At 59.7% G+C, this 15,952-nt stretch carries 17 protein-coding genes and 1 pseudogene; 5 read left to right on the forward strand and 13 right to left on the reverse strand.

Annotation, left to right across the window (positions count from 1 at the left end; all coding sequences use genetic code 11):
- Window positions 1-331 (forward strand): annotated as a pseudogene (locus GCT19_RS43810) (recombinase family protein); the annotation flags it as partial.
- On the opposite strand, the gene GCT19_RS35945 reads toward GCT19_RS43810, so the two are convergent.
- The 4 genes from GCT19_RS35945 to GCT19_RS35965 form a co-directional block, all read right to left on the reverse strand.
- Complete coding sequence (locus GCT19_RS35945; RefSeq protein WP_152854552.1) at window positions 248-1,003, reverse strand: reverse transcriptase N-terminal domain-containing protein; 756 nt, start codon at window positions 1,001-1,003, stop codon at window positions 248-250. The pseudogene GCT19_RS43810 and the gene GCT19_RS35945 overlap by 84 nt on opposite strands.
- Window positions 1,004-1,582: 579 nt before the next feature.
- Window positions 1,583-1,723 (reverse strand): NADAR family protein, encoded by a 141-nt coding sequence (locus tag GCT19_RS35955; protein ID WP_227749418.1) that lies wholly within the window; start codon window positions 1,721-1,723, stop codon window positions 1,583-1,585.
- A 181-nt stretch (window positions 1,724-1,904) separates the two neighbouring features.
- Complete coding sequence (locus GCT19_RS35960) at window positions 1,905-3,311, reverse strand: recombination directionality factor (protein ID WP_152854553.1); 1,407 nt, start codon at window positions 3,309-3,311, stop codon at window positions 1,905-1,907.
- Window positions 3,308-3,574: a DUF7696 family protein gene (locus GCT19_RS35965; protein ID WP_013094719.1), complete on the reverse strand. Its 267-nt coding sequence runs from the start codon at window positions 3,572-3,574 to the stop codon at window positions 3,308-3,310. The genes GCT19_RS35960 and GCT19_RS35965 overlap by 4 nt, the downstream gene beginning before the upstream one ends.
- Window positions 3,575-4,208: 634 nt before the next feature.
- On the opposite strand from GCT19_RS35965, the gene GCT19_RS35970 reads away from it, so the two are divergent.
- From GCT19_RS35970 to GCT19_RS35985, 4 genes are all read left to right on the forward strand, one after another.
- Window positions 4,209-4,832 carry a DUF1845 domain-containing protein gene (locus tag GCT19_RS35970; RefSeq protein ID WP_152854554.1) on the forward strand — a complete coding sequence of 208 codons (624 nt, stop codon included), beginning with the start codon at window positions 4,209-4,211 and terminating at the stop codon, window positions 4,830-4,832.
- A 91-nt stretch (window positions 4,833-4,923) separates the two neighbouring features.
- On the forward strand, window positions 4,924-5,658 hold the full coding sequence (locus GCT19_RS35975) for a hypothetical protein (RefSeq protein WP_152854555.1): 735 nt from the start codon (window positions 4,924-4,926) through the stop codon (window positions 5,656-5,658).
- A gap of 11 nt (window positions 5,659-5,669) precedes the next feature.
- On the forward strand, window positions 5,670-6,062 hold the full coding sequence (locus GCT19_RS35980) for a bactofilin family protein (RefSeq protein ID WP_152854556.1): 393 nt from the start codon (window positions 5,670-5,672) through the stop codon (window positions 6,060-6,062).
- Window positions 6,062-6,616 (forward strand): hypothetical protein, encoded by a 555-nt coding sequence (locus tag GCT19_RS35985; RefSeq protein WP_152854557.1) that lies wholly within the window; start codon window positions 6,062-6,064, stop codon window positions 6,614-6,616. Before GCT19_RS35980 ends, GCT19_RS35985 begins: the two co-directional genes overlap by 1 nt.
- 79 nt (window positions 6,617-6,695) lie before the next feature.
- On the opposite strand, the gene GCT19_RS35990 is transcribed toward GCT19_RS35985, so the two are convergent.
- The 9 genes from GCT19_RS35990 to GCT19_RS36030 form a co-directional block, all read right to left on the reverse strand.
- Complete coding sequence (locus GCT19_RS35990) at window positions 6,696-7,415, reverse strand: hypothetical protein (protein WP_152854558.1); 720 nt, start codon at window positions 7,413-7,415, stop codon at window positions 6,696-6,698.
- 12 nt (window positions 7,416-7,427) lie between these two features.
- Entirely contained in the window at window positions 7,428-9,119 is a 1,692-nt protein-coding gene (locus GCT19_RS35995) for an ATP-dependent helicase (RefSeq protein WP_152854559.1), read from the reverse strand.
- Window positions 9,120-9,132: 13 nt separating this feature from the next.
- A complete protein-coding gene (locus GCT19_RS36000; protein ID WP_152854574.1) occupies window positions 9,133-10,026 on the reverse strand; it encodes an ATPase in 894 nt (297 codons plus the stop codon).
- Between the two features lie 333 nt (window positions 10,027-10,359).
- Window positions 10,360-10,965 carry a DUF4400 domain-containing protein gene (locus GCT19_RS36005; RefSeq protein WP_152854560.1) on the reverse strand — a complete coding sequence of 202 codons (606 nt, stop codon included), beginning with the start codon at window positions 10,963-10,965 and terminating at the stop codon, window positions 10,360-10,362.
- A complete protein-coding gene (locus tag GCT19_RS36010; protein ID WP_152854561.1) occupies window positions 10,955-11,239 on the reverse strand; it encodes a hypothetical protein in 285 nt (94 codons plus the stop codon). The genes GCT19_RS36005 and GCT19_RS36010 overlap by 11 nt, the downstream gene beginning before the upstream one ends.
- Entirely contained in the window at window positions 11,196-11,714 is a 519-nt protein-coding gene (locus tag GCT19_RS36015; protein WP_152854562.1) for a hypothetical protein, read from the reverse strand. Before GCT19_RS36015 ends, GCT19_RS36010 begins: the two co-directional genes overlap by 44 nt.
- A 10-nt stretch (window positions 11,715-11,724) precedes the next feature.
- On the reverse strand, window positions 11,725-13,599 hold the full coding sequence (gene traD / locus GCT19_RS36020; RefSeq protein ID WP_152854563.1) for a conjugative transfer system coupling protein TraD: 1,875 nt from the start codon (window positions 13,597-13,599) through the stop codon (window positions 11,725-11,727).
- A complete protein-coding gene (locus tag GCT19_RS36025) occupies window positions 13,596-14,927 on the reverse strand; it encodes a TraI domain-containing protein (protein ID WP_152854564.1) in 1,332 nt (443 codons plus the stop codon). Before GCT19_RS36025 ends, traD begins: the two co-directional genes overlap by 4 nt.
- On the reverse strand, window positions 14,924-15,943 hold the full coding sequence (locus tag GCT19_RS36030) for a type IV secretion system protein (RefSeq protein ID WP_152854565.1): 1,020 nt from the start codon (window positions 15,941-15,943) through the stop codon (window positions 14,924-14,926). Before GCT19_RS36030 ends, GCT19_RS36025 begins: the two co-directional genes overlap by 4 nt.
- Window positions 15,944-15,952 lie beyond the last annotated feature (9 nt).

Here is a 15,952-nt window from a genome sequence, read left to right on the forward strand (position 1 = left end):
GATTGAACAGCAGATCCAGGAATCACGGCGCCACGGCGCGATGCAAAGCGAGCTGTTTCTCGTCATTAACCGGCTTGAGGAGTTTGCAGCCGCCGTCACTGAAAAGCTGGATGCGATTGATCTTGAAACGAAACGCAAGATCGTTCTGGGCCTGGTCAAGCGCGTAGAAATCCACAAGGACGAGATCGTCGTCGTGTTCCGTGTCGATCCGCAACCGCCGGTTCGCGGCAGCGAAAATTCGACCGACTCAGACGCAGGAGAGAAAAGTATGCAACATTGTAGGCGGCGTAATGATTCCGCCCTGAGGGGTACCTTCCTCGGTGGGCGATAACACACCATCGCTCACAAAGCCTGCCTTCAACCATTTCCGGAGTATCGCTCGGTCCATTCGGACGTTCGCGAGGAGCCAGTCATGACTGATTTTGTCGAAACAAGCTTTAATGTCGCCTTCCAGCACCCATTGCGGCGAAGCCTTTTTTCCCAGCACACCGAAGCACCGTTCTATGGCGTCAGCCGTAGATCTGTGCGTACGGAAGCCATATGAATAATCATCGGCAACTGTTTCGGCCACCGGATCGAGCGATAGCAGGTGTAGCGCTTGCATCGCACGATCGCGGAGCGTCGGAATGCCCAGAGGTCTGAGCTTTCCATTGCTTTTCGGAATATAGATGCGCCGCAGAGGTGACGGTCGGTAACCTTGCCGCCTCATCAACAAAATGGCAGTGGACTTTGATTCCGGCGTAGACCAGGTTTCCCCATCCACACCCGGCGTGTTCTTGCCTTGATTCTCAGTTACCCGCTTCACGGCGAGAGCTTTGCCGTGAAACGAATGCGTTAGTAGCCATTGCAAGGCTTTCACCTTGCCCCAGCGACCTTCGCTCGTTGCCTTCACGATTCGCGCTTGCAGCCTTCTCACTTCTCGGTGGCAACGGGACCATTCAATCCGGTGCCACTGTACCGGGTTGTGGAAAGGCGCACCCGCGTCTACCAACGATGCAGTCATCTGCTTTCCTCCCTCAAAAGGTTTATCAATACGTCTCGTGATGAAAGACCACGTGGAAGTGGGCGCCCTTTCGGGCCAGACGAAACAAACTGTCCGTATCTCAGTCATTACAACCGAGCCTTCGCTTTTTCCACGATCCCATACCCGCAATCCATCGTCACATCTTGCGATGCTCCTACCCTCGCGGGAGCTATACGGGCTTACCGCGTTCCACGTAAGTAACGCGATCGGGTTAGGGCCTGTCTTTTCGCCGGTGACTTTGTGTCCGTGTGATCCGAATGATGAGCGAATCAACCAGTCACGTACCGTTTTGGTTCAAGCCTGTCAGCACATTTGGCTTGTTACAATTAACGACGTTTATCGACAGTTCACTTCTGTTACCCATACCGACCAGCCTAGCGACCGAACCCCAGTTGTGCTCGGAGTTCTCGGCTTCCCTCGCGGGGACACCTAGCCCGAAGGCGGTCTACATTGTCCTCAAGGCTTCTCACGGCACCGTTACCAGCATCGCGAGCTTGAGTAGGCTACTGCACACGGAAATGCAGGTTCCTTCGCTTAACATCAAGCTGGAACAATTACTTACGCGACTTCGCGTCGCACCATCATGAACTGTTCGACACACGTGAAAGAGACACCGCGGTAGGTGAAACGGCACGGATGCCAGTTGCTCAATACATCGTTCGCGCCGAAAAACGCGGTGTAATTCCCGATCGTGCGCATCGGACGAACTCCTTTGTGATTAACAGGGAAATGGCCGCATCTGGCGGCATGGCTTCGATGCGCAAATGCGCGGTCGAAAACACTTGAGCAAACACCAGCTTGCTGAAATGTTCTCGCTACGGGTGTGGAGAGAGCCAGCCCCGAAGGGCTGGCCGGAAGGTTTGGAAAGGGATGAAACCGGTCAGTCGAAGAACGTCGTCTGCCTGGTCGCCGCGATCTCGCGATCGAGTGCTGCGCGATCAGTCAGTGCCTTCTCCAGACGCTCGTTCATGCTGTCGACATCCTGCGGCCGCTCGACCCATCCACGTCCATAGGTGGTGTGCGCAAAGACCCGGAAATCTTCCTTCCGGTTTTCCGCGCTTAACCCGAGACGCTTCAGCAGGTCCGACATACGGTCCAGCTTGTCGGCGAGCGTTTCGACTGCATCGTCCGCGCTGCCGTCAGTTTGCGATGACGGCGCGTTGGGATGTGCATGGCCTGCTTCAGCCCCGCCTGCAACCTGTACCGGCTGTTGCTGCCCGGATGCCTGTTGGTCTGCCATCGGGTCGCTGTCGTCGACAGAGCTCTCACCGCGTGTTCCCTCATCAGCAACGGCGACTGGAAAGCCACCGCCAAGGGGAACAACGTTGCCACCGGCCTCGAGCAGTGCGACAGCCTGGCCAGCCGCTTCGATTGCCGGCACCGCATCATCGGCGCCGTCGAGCAGCGCACCGATGTCGATGTCGGCGTCGAGCACCGTGAGCAGCTGCTTTGCCCGAACCGCTTCGCCGTTTTCGTTGATGCGCGTGATGTCGAACTCACGCTTCGTGATCCAGAAACGCGTCCCGGTCAGTTTGCCTCTGGCAAGCTGCACGGTCTGCATGGCCGAATAAGCCTTCTGAAGCACGTAGATCGAATTCGTCGGCAACTCGATAAGGCCCAGCCCCTTGATGTCCGGCACAGCGAAGATGAAACTCGCTGACAGGTTGCAATGTCGCGCCTGATACTGCGGACACTGTTCGGGGTCACAGATGCCATCAGGAATCGCTTCATCCTGCCGCCGGATCACGGTGCGGCCGCCGAAGTGGCGAACTGCGCGTTGCGCCCGCTGATCCCGCTCCATCTTCGCGTACGTCATGCAATAGCGGATGCCATCGCGTTCGTACTGCGAGAAGAACTTGCGACCATTGGCGCCGTACACGGCCATCTGGTTGGGCAGGTTCTGCATCCAGTCGTTGAACGCGAACAGCACTGGAAAGCGATAGAGCTTGAGTCCCTCGCCACGATCCTCGCCATACAGCCTGAGGATTTCGTCGGCGATGTCGGGATTGGTGAAGTCCGAGCGGCGACACGTGAAATACGGTGTGTTTTTGGGCGCGAGTGCGTTTTTCAGGTTGCACTTCGATTCGATCACCTTGCCGATCGTGTCGAACGAATCACCCGCCGCAACCATGTCGTTGTAGATGTCAACGGCGCGACTGTTGGCTCGGGCTTTCGATGTGAGCACCTTGATGCCGGGCCGGATGTGTCCGATCACCGGCGGGCGCAAGGCCCGTTCTTCAACGACACTGCGCACAGGGCCGTTGAGCATGCTGGGAACTGCATTCATGAGGGTTTTCTCGCAAGGAAAAAGATCGCTGTGGTGCGCAATTCGCTGGCGGACTGCTCCAGTTCGTGTGCCGCCGCCTCGCCGCGGCGTTCAGCAACATGTGAAAGAAAAACGCGGCGCTCGGGATCGCTGAACGTCGCGAACCGTGCTACCTCGCACCGCGTGCGCCATGCTGGCGATGCGGTATCTGCAGATGCGCGTTCCTGGGCGATCGTGTCGCTGATCGCCTGGGCAATGCGCTGGTCAAGACGGTCGGGAAGCATGGAAGACCTCCGTACGGGACAGGAACTGAAGGACAAAAAAAAGCGCGTTCCTCGGTCAGAGGAGCGCGCTTCGGGATTCGGATGAAATGACCCGAGCGCCACAACCCTTCTGGGGTCGTGGCGCTCAGGGAGCCGGGAGGCTCACAGTCGGGAACGTTAGGTCGTTCCCGCGCAGCATGGTCACGCTGCGCAACAGCCCATTTTCGGAAAATTCATTCCGCCGCAGGATCACGGTTCAGTCCACTACGATCGTTCTACCCAGACGGGCTCTGGAGAGAGAACACCCGAATGATCCGGGTCCGAACGATGTCGCGGCGCAAATGAATGCGGCCGGCGACGAGTTTTATGACTGAATGAATGGGGAGCGCGGGCGAGGCGCTCATCAGCAGAAGATTTCACACCAGTTGCCGGCTGGTCGGAGCATGCACAAGGGCACGACTTGGGACAGAAGATGGACTCCGGGCTAGCCGGGTCAGTGTCGATGCGTCAGGGACGCGAGAAGTAGAGTCAGTATTGCGCAAAACCCAGCCTCAGCTCCCCCGAAAGATCACGAAAACGGCATAGCTTTTGACCGTATATCGTCTGACATGCGCCCGCAAAATGGCCGGTGAGAGAGACCACCCTGAATAATCCCATGGCCGCAGTTCTTGAACAGACACAGGAGCCGGACCCGCGTCCAGACATAGCACCGGATGCTCCAGCTATGGCCGTCGCCCCGCCAACTGAACAGTCAACGCCTGCCGTACCCGGTAGCGGGTTGAAGCCCATCGAGCGCCTCACGAGCGATTCGCGAATTGCGCGCATTAACGCAGAGTCGGATGCGAAAACCGTGCTGCGCTATTCGTCGCTGTTCGCGCGGAACTACATTCGTTCCGACTACAACTTTTGCGCGTCGAAGATCGCGGTCGCGCGAGGGGGAAAAGTGCGCGCACTCGAGACGGCGTTGCGGGAGACTTCAGAGTGGTTGCGCAAGACGGAGCAATGGCTGCTGCGCCATGAAGCCCGCCCGATCGAGTTGCCACATGACCTGATCGAGCTGACGATCACCCGCCCTCTGGCCGGGTTGCTGGTCCGGTGCCTCACGCAGTACGACCGCGTGTATGCGCGCGCAACCGAACGCGTCGTCAGCAGCAAGATCACAGGTGAGGAACGCGCCCGCATCCTCAACAACGCCGAGCGCAGGCTCAAACATATCGTGCAGATCTGCATGCCGGACAACGATCAGTACGACTTCGACGGCGAGCGGCGCGAGCAGTAACGCCCGCCCTTCCAGAGCAGACCCGGAAAGCCCCATCGCGACTTGACATCGCCGCTGGTTGGCTACGCTCGAACTGTCACAGGAGAGAGATATGAATCTAAGGGAAATTCAGGCGCTGCACGCGCAGTACAGCACGCAGCCGGTAATCATCGACCTTGCCAGTCATACGGCAGCCATGCCCGCCCTGCCTGCGCCGGACCGCGTTCCGCTCGCCCGCACTCGCGCTGTTGAACTTGCGGCTGTGCTACGCAAGGCCGGCAAGCCTGCAGTCCTCGCGCTTGCTATTGCCGCTTTAGCTGCAGGCGGTGGAGTAAGCGCCGCGCGTATCTGGCGCGCGATGCATGAGACGGTCGTGGCGCCGAAAGTGCCGGTCGCACCCAACCCGGCGAAGCCGTCTCCGGTTCCTGCTGGCAACTCCGACGGTACGATGCCGATCAACGTGGCGCCCGCACGTCCGCTTGTGTCGAGTGACCTCGACACGCACAGACCGGTGGCTCAGTCCGCACTCGCGGACGTCGATGCCCGCACTCTCGCTTCTCAATCGGTTCTACCGGCTGCTCCAGCCTCCCAGGCTCCGCATGCTTCTGCCGTAAGCGCAGCAGCATCCCCCATTCGGATGCAGCGATCTTCGCCGGCCGCTACTTCTGTCAATGGGATTGCGTCGCCGTCGCCTGCAACAGAGCCCTCCAAACTTGCGCCGAAGGTGACCGATGCCCCGAATAACAACCAGCCGGCGGCCACTGCAAACAGCGATATCGCCGAGCCGGCCGCTCCAGCGCAACCCAAAGCACAGCCCTCAAAGTCGCGCGATGTGCAGCTATTCTGATGAGGCGACCGATGAAGCAACAGCCGCTTAATGTCACGCTCCTGTCCGCGGGGCTATCGATGCACGGTGACGTCATCCTCGATCACGGTATGAGTAACTTCGGCATCGTGGACGGGAATGTCGTTTCAAGTTCCGGCCTCGTCCACATCGGCCCGGGAGGCATGGTGAAGGGTCAGGTCGAAGGCGAGTATGTCAGGGTCGATGGAACCGTCGAAGGCGACGTCCAGGCCCGCGGCGCTCTGGAGATCAATGGCCGCGTGATAGGCAACGTCTACTACTACGGGACGATCCGTCTCGGCCCGCGTGCGTCACTTGAAGGGCAGGTCAAGCGCAGGAGCGATCTGACGATAGAGAACGCTGCAAGCAACGTTCAGCAGTTGTCACGCGCCGCATCGAACTCCTGATGATGCGCCTAGGTACATTTTTCAACCAGAAGAGTTCCATGATGCACTGTATCAGCAAGATTATTAGCCCTTTCCTCGTTGCCGGCGCGTTGATGGCCAGCGCACAGGCCGAAACAGCACCAGTTCAAGAGCAGCTCGACGCAGCGCTCTACAAGGACGGCGTTCAGATCGTGACTGGCACATCGATCATTGGCAACGATGGTAAAGCCGCCTTTGTCATTTCGAACGGCGACAACATCGGCTACGGTCATTGTACGAAGGTTGGCAACACGACCACTCCTAGGAGCGAGAGCGCCTTTGTCGGCCGCGCCCTGTTTATCGCACCGGCCATGGTCGACGGGAACAAGGCGATGGTTTCGGTCAGCGTTCAGGACACGGAATTCGTCGGCAAGTCCGAAGACGGGCCAGCCGACTGTCGTTCCGAAGTCGTGAATACGAAGGGTTTGATCGTCGAGAAACGCAACGTGGTGGTCGCAGACGGCCAGACAATCGACGTGCCGCTAGGCGACTCTCACTATCGACTTGTCCTGAAGCTGCACAATGTGGCTCTTTAATCGCTGACGAACATTCAGCCCGGAAAGGGCAACAACACAAGGGGCGCACAGCGCCCCTTATTCTTCCCGCGGCTTCGCATCACGGCCACATTCCGGCATCTGACCGGAAATATAGCGCCTGATAGCCAGGCAGTTCAACCGACTGTGCTTCGCGGTCGACCCTCATGCCGCGCGCTTCGAGCCACAACGTCAGCCATTCCAGTGCCCGCTCAAGCGCATGAAGGTTGGTCTGTGCCGCGATCCGCAGCGCATGATGCACGGCGAGCCTGTTGTACGGGGCGGAATTACCAAGTCTGCTAAACGGCGAGGCGAGGTGATATCGCCTCCACGTGAGCGCGAACAGTTCAGCGATTTCACCTGCTTTGAGGAGCGGCGCGATGTCCCGTTCTGCACCGGACATCGACGCTGCGGCATCCGGGGACGTGCATGCATCGAGGCTGGCGCGCAAGCCATCCAGCACCGGTCTGTTTGCTGCATACCACGACGCGAGCAGATCTTGTCCGATCCCCAGGCGCGCCTGTACCGTCTCGTCGAGCCACGCCCTGCACTGACCGTTGCCAATCAACGAGAGTCCGGCGACCGCGAGCGGCGCCCAGTCCTCGCGGCCGATTGCGTAGTGATAGCCCTCGCCGTCTTCATGCCAGGCGCACAGCGCGTCGGCTCTGGCATTTGACCACTGGAATCCATCGGCGTGCAGTTGATGCAGGGCACGCTCACCGTGTTGGGCAGCGCTGTGCGGGACGAGGCTCAGAGTTGAGGCCGGCGTGTAGCCGAGTCTGTGTAACAGTCGTTTGAGCATGCGGATCAGTGCCTACTGGATCGCAGATTCGATGACAAATCGGGAGACGGGATTTTTCTTGATCGTCGCGATTGTCAATCCATCGCGAGCACGCGTCATCGCCACATAAAACAGGCGACGCTCCTCAGACTCGGTGCTTTTCTCATCAGGAACGACACCCTCTTCGGCGCGTGAGATCCACACGTGGTCCCATTCGAGCCCTTTCGAACTGTGCATTGTGGTAAGCACTAGCGCGCCTTCAGCCGGCTTGTTATTTTCTCGCCGCAGAAACTCGATGCGCTCGGCGAAAGTCCCCGACAGGCGCGACAGTACGTCGTAGGTGCCCTGGATCGCCCGGATCGCCTGGTCGTTCTTCGCATACGTCAACATCAGTTCGTGTACACCGTCAAGCACCAGCGAATAGAACCGCCGCGCGCACAATTCCTGCCATTCGCATAGCCGCTTCATGAATGCGCGATAGACCGTCGCCGTATCTTCTGGCAAACCGAGCGCCAGCAGATCCTTCTTCTGACGCTGGACGAGCACCGTCCCCATATCGCGGTGCAGGACGCCAAGCAGGGGCGTGCTGACACCCATGTAGCCGAAGACCGCGTCGAGCCCGTTCTGCTTGTGCCCTTCGGCGACTTCCAGCAGATTGCACATCAGCGCGCCCTGCGGGCGATTCAACACGGAGCTGCCGGAGGCGCGGAAGTACGGCACACCATGCGATCGGCACACGGCTTCGATCGGGTCCAGAATGCGGTTCGTGCGTGAAAGGATTGCGCATGACTTGCCCGCCTTCAGCAGCGGTTGCAACGTCTCGACTGCCGCGACGGCGTCCGCATATTCGTCATCAGAGCGCCTGGCCATGACTGCGCCGCCCGGGCCGCGCTCTGCTCGCAAAACCTTCAAAATGCGATCTGCATTGTTGCGAATGACGCGATCAGCCGCTGAGAGGATTTCGTCGTGGCAACGGTAGTTACTCCCGAGCACCACCCGTTGGGCGCTAAACGTGGTTGCGAAGCTTTCCATGCCCCTGAAGCCGAGTGCGGCACGGAAGCCATAGATACTCTGATCGTCGTCGCCAACTACGGTGACGTTGGCCCCCGCCTTGGCGTGCAGTTCGACCCAGCGATATTGCAAAGGGTCCGTGTCCTGGAATTCGTCAACGAGCAGATCGGTGAAGTGATACGGTTCGATGTCCCCCGCCTCCATGCCGGCGACCGCCAGTCGTAGCATGTCCTGAAAGTCGATCTTGCCGTTTCGCTCCAGCGACGCCTGATAGGCTTCGTAGATCTGCGCGTCGCCGGTGCCCGCCTCGACGCGCCCGAAATTGGTTTTGATGCCCTCGATGACGGGCACGACGTCCTCTGGCTTGCAGTCCAGACCCAGCTCGGCGATCACTCGCGCAATCAGCGCCATGCGGTCGCCATCAGTCGCAATATCGCGCTTGCCCAGTTGCCTGAATGCAAGCGAGTGAAACGTGCCTGCGATCAGGCGCTTCCTGGTGCCGTCGCCAGCGAGCGCAAGAATGCGGTCGCGCAGCTCGACGGCCGCATCCTTGCTGAATGTGACAGCGCCGACGATCGCAGCGGGGTCCGATAGCAGTAGCGCGGCCTTCTCCGCTATGGTCTTGGTCTTGCCCGCGCCGGGGCAAGCGATCGCGACGCAGTGCCCCCGCTGTTCTGCGACCTCCCGCTGTTGCGGATTGAGCCCGTCGAGCATGTTGGCCGTCCTGTTAGCGGCCGCGCACGGTGGTCATCAGACGAAGGTGTGTCATATAGCCTCGCAAGCCAACCGGGTGGAACTTGCGCAGAAAACGCGACGTTTCCTCATCGATGTCGGACTGATCGCGCACCCCGTTCCAGACGAGAAAGTCGAAATGATCCATCACGTGGTCGAACTTCGTCAGCAACGACAGCACACGCATCGAGAATCGCGAATAAGCCTCGACTTCGACTGCCAGAGATGGCTTGGTGACACTCGGCGCAAACACGATATCGCCCTGCTCGCGCAATCGAGCTTCGGTCTTTACGCGGAATCCTTCGGCGACATTCAGCTGCTCGTCAACGTAGGCCTCGAGTTCGCCGACGTGTTTTTCGAAGAAGGCGGTGAGCGTGCCCTGATCCTCCGCACCGAACGTCGAGCGGCCGAAACGCTGCATATTGATGCTCATGCGGTTCAGATACGGCCACCATTGCTCAAAGAGCGGTTTGAGCCGCGTGTGATTCAGGCGCACAGCGGCCCGGACCACGGCTGCGCCTGACAGTTGCCGGTTCATCAGCTCACGGCCGATCTCGCGGCGGCGCTGCACGATTGCGGCGCGCTCAGCCGGGGACAATTCACGGAACATCTTGCGTGTTCGTGCGACCTGCTCGCGCTTTTCGTCCACTTCGCTGTCGCTGATCACACCTTCCCTGTGAAGGGTGTTCGCGGCGTCTTCCATCTGCTGCAGTTCGAGTTCGATCTCGCCACCGTCCGCGCCGTCGCTGATTGTCGGACCGCTCTCCACCGGAGCGCCCGCCGCGGCACCATCATTACCGCCGTTCGTAGGCGTATGTGACATTGTGAGTTCGGCAGCCGCAGGATTGCTGGCAGCGTCGAGATTTGCCTCTTCCGTGATGGTGGTCATGTGGTTTCCTGTGGAAAGTGCGCGCCCACGCGCGCGGTACGACCTTATTGTTACGACGCCACGCAGCCAGATACGCCCGAAACATGTTCGATTTTGTTGTGCTTTTGGGGATGAAGCGTCCGCCATTCGGCTAATGGCACTCGCGGGATGGATAGCTTGCGTTGTTGCTGACCCGCGGTGACCTGATGAAGACCAGGTGTCGGTTCAATTTGAGGGATGGAATCGCGGTGTGACGCTGGGAACGGCAGCGCATCGAAGGACCGGAGCCGTGAGCCGGCTCAGACTACTAACCCGGAAAGCTATCCGGTTTTCAGCAGCTTTCCGGGAAAAGTGTTACTGGAACGAGGCGGCCGCCTTCCACAGCAGCGCGCCGAGCACCGCGGCGACTGCGATCCAGTATTGGGCGAGGACCGGGAATGGCGCTGCTAGAACCGCAAACGCTACCCCGAAGACAAGCAGAATCCCGTGGCCAGCGAGGTGGAAAGACAGCGGACTCGCGAATCCGGCGGCCGAGGCCCGGACCTTGCGTCGTACGGAACCATCAACGAAAGCCGCGACACAGAAAACGAAAGTCCCGATCAGCCACAGCTTCATGACGCTCGCGCGATAGATCACCCGATACACCTCCAGCCAGAAGTTGTGTACCCAGGAGCGGGCGAAGTCGGACACGCCAGCCTCTCCGATTTCCCCTGATGCAGACGCATCGAGCGTCGAGCGGATGATGCCAGTGTCGACGAACCAGCGCCTGAATCGTGCATTGGTAAGCGAAAGTACGTCATCGGCACGCTCAACGCCCAGTACGTCTTCGACAGACTGCGCTTCCTGCGCAGGCACAGCAAACAGCGAGCGATCCGGAAGCGCAGGCATGACGACGAGGGCCAGCAGCGGCACAAGGAAAAACCACCACTTGACGTGCGAAACGAATCGGCTACTGGCCATAGGTGGCAATCCCCCACTCGATGAGCGCAGACCCAAGCCGGGACAGCATGTAAAGCGGAAACAGAATCAGGCCGAACATACCCATGTAGAAGTGGACGGGACGACGGGAGACGAACAGGGCCATGCCGTACGCGCGCGCGCCAGCGCCGCGCGAGAACTCAGCGGGGCGGGACTCATCCATTACGTCCTGCGAATGCGCCGTGGCGAGCGCCCGCCGCGCCACGTCCACATCAACTCTCGCCAGCTTCGCGATCAGAAAACGTGTGAGCGACATCGTAGTCCTCGAAGTAGAGCCGGAAGTTTTCGCCCGTCAGTGCGCGCGCTGCAAGCTGGAAGGCGGCGGAGCGCTGCGTGATGTTCTCCGGGCATCGTTCGTCGACCATTTCCGTTCCGCGCGCCTCATGTCGTGCTTCGAACTCGGTGACGGGTTCGAGCATTGGCGGCCACACGTGGTACCGCTCGCCGTCGCGTGCCACGTAACGCCGCGCGTAGAGCCGCTCTGCGTGACTGAAAAGCCCCTGCATGAAGGCTACGTGCGGGTTGCCGGTCTTGCGCGTGCGCTTGAACGATGCGATCGCTGTGTCGAGCATCTCCTTGATAAGCGGCTCAGATTCACCCATGAACTTCTCCCCGATGAAATCGGCCACGCGTGCGCAGGCGAGCTCCAGCTCCGGCGCCAGCGTGAAGACGGGAATCAGGCGGGACGATAGCTTGTGTTCGCGAATAATTTTTTTGAATACGGCAGACATGCGTAGGTTTTCAGCCTTGAAGGATTGGAATACGGCCCTGATACACGGCGGCGCCCGAGATGCGCATGAAATATTGCAGGTTGGGCAGACTGTGAATCAGGCGGGTTGGAATCAGCGGCGCTTTCTCCAGTTGAAGAGAACGTGAAACGCCACCGGTAAATTCGCCGATATGCGCCTCGGTTCCTGTACTCGTACTGCCAGTGATCGTGATATTGCGGATCGCAGTCTCTCCGACCTTATCCGAGAACCACTGTGCTGTATCTGTATCCTCCAATCTAAGGATTATCTGGTTGTTCAGGTTGCCCAAAACCTGCAGCATTTTCGCGGCGTTTCCAAGTTTGGCCTCGAGGTCTGCGCGCGTCTGGAATGCGACAAACGCCTTGAAACCGGCGCCTCGTCCCTTGTTGAGGATCTGGATGACCTGTTCGTTGATCGCCTCGGCCACCTCGTCGATGATCAGTACCACGTCTGGCGGCGTCTCGTAGAAGTTGTAGATCGAGCCGCAGACAGCTGAAACGTCAGCCAGCAACATCGACGCGATCGCTTTTGCGACAATGCTGTTTGACAGGGAGTCGAGGCCGATATGCAGTATCGCTTTCTGGCGGATTACCTTCTCAATGGTCCAGACCTCCCGCTCGTCGTCAAAATCGTCGACCTTCGGCGCGAGCATGAGACCCGTCTCACCGGTTGCGAGCATCTGCAGCAATGGAAGGGCCGATGCGATGATGCGCATGTAGTGCTCGCGATCGTGCGTGTGTGTGGCAATTAGCCCGTCGATCGCTTCATGACCACGCTCCTGCGATGCGAACCTCGCGTTGTACAACGCGATCATTCCGTCGACCAGCGTCGCCGCGTTGTTGCGCTGGCCTTGGCGCGTCGTTTCTGTCGCGACCTGCTGCTCCCAGTCTGTCAGCCTGTTTTCCGCGAAGAACCGGCGCAGCGCCTTTTCCAGAAGCGTCGCAATGCCAGACTGTGCATACTTCAGGATCGAGCGCAGATTGGGCTTGTCCCCGATGTAAAGCTCCCCATTGACCGACCGGCTGATAAACAGGTACGCAAAGTCACGGAATGGCCCCTCTTCCATTAACTGCGCAATGCGGCTGGGAATTTCGGACGGCTGCGACCAGCTATCTAGCGGCTCCAGACGCACGGACTCTGAAGGCTTGGCCTGATTGAAGTAGAGAAATTTCCGGCCGGTCCTGGCCGCTTCGCGTTCGGCGCGCAGCTTCCAGTCCTTATCGTTTTTCGGGTCCACGTTAATGAGCACGTCGCCCAGATGGATGACCTGCGTCGAGATCACCTCATAGGTACGCGTCTTACCCGAGCCGGTCGTGCCGCCGACGGCGGTGTGGCCACCCATCGACTTGTAGTGGAAAGGGACGAGAGCCTTCTTTGGCTCAAGCCCGTGGATCCACGATGCACCCTGAGGCATCCGGTCGCGAACACTGTCCTTTGGTGCAAAGATGCTTTCAATCGCCTCCTCAATCTTTCGCCCGGTCTTCGTCCTGTTCAACCATTTCGGCAACCCCGGAATGTCAGTCGTCGGCATGCGCAGGATGTCGTGTGCAATCTGGCAATGCTTCTGCGTCCATTCGAACCCGATGCCCAGGTACATCGAGTTCGCCTCCTCTTTCATGCGCTGCTGGATCTGCAACAGCCTGGGGATCGGAAGGGTCGTGAGCCACTTCGTTGAAATGGCCATCCGGAACTTCAATGCGCGCCAGATCTGGAATGAGCGCACGGCAAGGAAAGCGAGTGCAACAAGGCCAAATACCCACGAGTAGGGCATGCCCGAAAGAGGCAGTAGGACAATCGCCGCGAGCCAGAAAGCGGCTGCACGCAACTCATAGATCGGCCTGAAATGATTGATATAAGGAGTGGTCATGCGGGTGGATCGAGAATGAGTTGGCCCGCGCGCGGGGTGAGAGTGATCTGGCTGGCTTCATCGGCAACCATCAGGCCGCGCTTGCGCATATGTTCAACGAGCGTGCTGCTGCTTACGCCATAACCCCCGACTAGACGCTTCTGGAGCACCAGTCCCTTGTCGTTCCACTGGACGGACGCCTTTCCTGTGGCAACGTCCTCGCGCAGCGCCTGAAACAGTTCGCGCACGAGATTCGGTACGCCCTTGAGCACTTCCTCGAACGCCGCGGGCGGCTCCGATTCGCGACGTACCGGGGCTGGCTGGGCCGCGGCCTTCATTGTTGACGGATCGATTGCGGCAGACGGTGGCGCGACGCCGGAGGCTTCGATCGGGCTCGCGCAGCTCAACACCTCATGCGACGTTTGCGACGACGGGCCGACGCTGTCGGCAGGAACGGTCGGCGATTGCGGATGCGCCTGCGGCGCTCTCGCCGGCGGCACCGGAGCATCAATAGGAGCGACCACGGGTTGCGGCGACGACACTCCCGCCGACGGCGCGGCAGGTGACACGGACTGCACCGGAGCGGGCGCGGGAACGACCACGGGCTCCAGCTCGGCCGCTACATGCACGGCGGACGGTACGTCGAATTGGACGGGCGCGAATACCGCGCGTTGCGCCTTGCGATCGAATTCGTCAGAAGTGGCGACCCCCTGACGAACCACCTTATGCAGCAGCGACTCGGCCCCGAGGGGTTGCATGCTCGGATTTATTGCGCCGAACAGATCGGAAAGCACCTCGCCATCGAGCCCGGCCAGTAGCTCGGAACCCACGAGAACCTGTGCCAGCATCCCTGTGCGCATACGCTCAACGGGCAACGGCTGTTCCCGACGGCAGATGCGATAGTCGGAACCGGCGAGCCATGGGCTCGCCGCACCGTTCACCGACGGATTCCACGCCTGCCGATCCCTGTCGCGCTCGATGATGAAATGCCGGTAGGGCTCGTCCAGCCGGGAACACACTGCGGCGAGAAACACCGCGTAATTGTATTGCGGCTCGATGCGGCGGCGCCTCTCCGAGGGCAGGCTGGTGCCGAATTTCTGTCCGCCAGCCAGCCGCATCGCATAGAAAGCAGTCTCAACGGTGCAACGGAAAGCCCCGCCCGGCTCCCTGTAGAGCTCGGGACTAAGCGGCAGCGAAGCAAACCACGCGGCGCACGACCGAAGGACGCTCATCCATCTGCGCTCGAAATCGGCCTTGCTGACTTCGTTGGCGCATTGCGCGATCAGGTCGACACGCCGTTGGTGCTGGGTGAGTAGCGCTTCGCTCTCCATGGATGCGTGCAGCGTCATACAAGACCCCCAGTCGCCGTTTTCGCAATCTTTCCGATGATTGCGCCGCTGGCGTTCGCGCCCCCACCAAACATGCCGGCAATTTTCGGGATCTCGAATGAAACGAGGAATACAAAAAAGGCGAGATCGAACACCTGCGCGGCGGCGCCGGCTGTCGTGAGGCCTAGCTGAGCAGCGTCCTGCACAGCGTTGACCATATTGTGTGTCACGAGCCGCATCAGGATCGCCGCCACAACGATATACATGCCCGCGCTGACCATGTAATCGAGCCAGCTTTTGAAATAGCCGCGAGTGAATGAGGAAAAGCCAAGCGCGAACGCGATCTGGCCCATCACAACGCCCGCGGCGAACTGTAGTTGCCCGATGTTGATAAAGAACACAAAGATTATGGACGTGACAGACAGGAGTGCCCATGCGAAGAACAGCGGAATCGTTGCGATAACGACATCGGGGATCATCGTTAGTTTGAAGCCGATCCCCGACCATGCCTGAACGGCCGAATCGAAGACCTGTCCGGCCGCACTGCCCATAATGCTGAGTGCGCTCGTCATGTTTGCGCCGCCGATGTCATTCGCCATGGAGACGAACCACTTGTAGAAGTTCGGTGCCCAGCTTGCGAAACCCACATAAATGGACGCGAAGATGCCAAGGATGCCGAGTTCTTCAAAAAGCGCGACCCACGCCATTACAGGGTCTTTCGTCGCACCGAAGCGCACTGCCGCGAGAACGATCGTGATCACCGCGAGCCCGCTGGCGAACTTGTCGGATTCTTGCTGGATACTCTGGGAGGCGCTAACCGCGGTGTCCATGATCGAGGAAAACATCGCGGTGATCTTGTCGATCGCACGCGCATTTCCGGCCGCCGTCTCTCCCTGACTCACATAGGGGTTCGCGGCCGTCCCACTGGCTGACACCGGCGCCGACGCCGACGCATCCGCTAATGCCGGCGACGTGTTGAGTGTCAGCAAAGCGAGCAGCCAGGCAATGGCCATGTGTTTGAGATTGCGCAGCGTCATCTTGATCCC

This window comes from Paraburkholderia atlantica, from assembly GCF_009362785.1.
In the GTDB taxonomy this organism is placed as follows: domain Bacteria; phylum Pseudomonadota; class Gammaproteobacteria; order Burkholderiales; family Burkholderiaceae; genus Paraburkholderia; species Paraburkholderia atlantica.

What these genes read in the sequence shown, in the direction of transcription:
- GCT19_RS35945 (WP_152854552.1), bottom strand. Translation starts at nt 1,003, where the DNA reads ATGACTGCATCGTTGGTAGACGCGGGTGCGCCTTTCCACAACCCGGTA.
- GCT19_RS35955 (WP_227749418.1), bottom strand. Translation starts at nt 1,723, where the DNA reads ATGCGCACGATCGGGAATTACACCGCGTTTTTCGGCGCGAACGATGTA.
- GCT19_RS35960 (WP_152854553.1), bottom strand. Translation starts at nt 3,311, where the DNA reads ATGAATGCAGTTCCCAGCATGCTCAACGGCCCTGTGCGCAGTGTCGTT.
- GCT19_RS35965 (WP_013094719.1), bottom strand. Translation starts at nt 3,574, where the DNA reads ATGCTTCCCGACCGTCTTGACCAGCGCATTGCCCAGGCGATCAGCGAC.
- GCT19_RS35970 (WP_152854554.1), top strand. Translation starts at nt 4,209, where the DNA reads ATGGCCGCAGTTCTTGAACAGACACAGGAGCCGGACCCGCGTCCAGAC.
- GCT19_RS35975 (WP_152854555.1), top strand. Translation starts at nt 4,924, where the DNA reads ATGAATCTAAGGGAAATTCAGGCGCTGCACGCGCAGTACAGCACGCAG.
- GCT19_RS35980 (WP_152854556.1), top strand. Translation starts at nt 5,670, where the DNA reads ATGAAGCAACAGCCGCTTAATGTCACGCTCCTGTCCGCGGGGCTATCG.
- GCT19_RS35985 (WP_152854557.1), top strand. Translation starts at nt 6,062, where the DNA reads ATGATGCGCCTAGGTACATTTTTCAACCAGAAGAGTTCCATGATGCAC.
- GCT19_RS35990 (WP_152854558.1), bottom strand. Translation starts at nt 7,415, where the DNA reads ATGCTCAAACGACTGTTACACAGACTCGGCTACACGCCGGCCTCAACT.
- GCT19_RS35995 (WP_152854559.1), bottom strand. Translation starts at nt 9,119, where the DNA reads ATGCTCGACGGGCTCAATCCGCAACAGCGGGAGGTCGCAGAACAGCGG.
- GCT19_RS36000 (WP_152854574.1), bottom strand. Translation starts at nt 10,026, where the DNA reads ATGACCACCATCACGGAAGAGGCAAATCTCGACGCTGCCAGCAATCCT.
- GCT19_RS36005 (WP_152854560.1), bottom strand. Translation starts at nt 10,965, where the DNA reads ATGGCCAGTAGCCGATTCGTTTCGCACGTCAAGTGGTGGTTTTTCCTT.
- GCT19_RS36010 (WP_152854561.1), bottom strand. Translation starts at nt 11,239, where the DNA reads ATGTCGCTCACACGTTTTCTGATCGCGAAGCTGGCGAGAGTTGATGTG.
- GCT19_RS36015 (WP_152854562.1), bottom strand. Translation starts at nt 11,714, where the DNA reads ATGTCTGCCGTATTCAAAAAAATTATTCGCGAACACAAGCTATCGTCC.
- traD (WP_152854563.1), bottom strand. Translation starts at nt 13,599, where the DNA reads ATGACCACTCCTTATATCAATCATTTCAGGCCGATCTATGAGTTGCGT.
- GCT19_RS36025 (WP_152854564.1), bottom strand. Translation starts at nt 14,927, where the DNA reads ATGACGCTGCACGCATCCATGGAGAGCGAAGCGCTACTCACCCAGCAC.
- GCT19_RS36030 (WP_152854565.1), bottom strand. Translation starts at nt 15,943, where the DNA reads ATGACGCTGCGCAATCTCAAACACATGGCCATTGCCTGGCTGCTCGCT.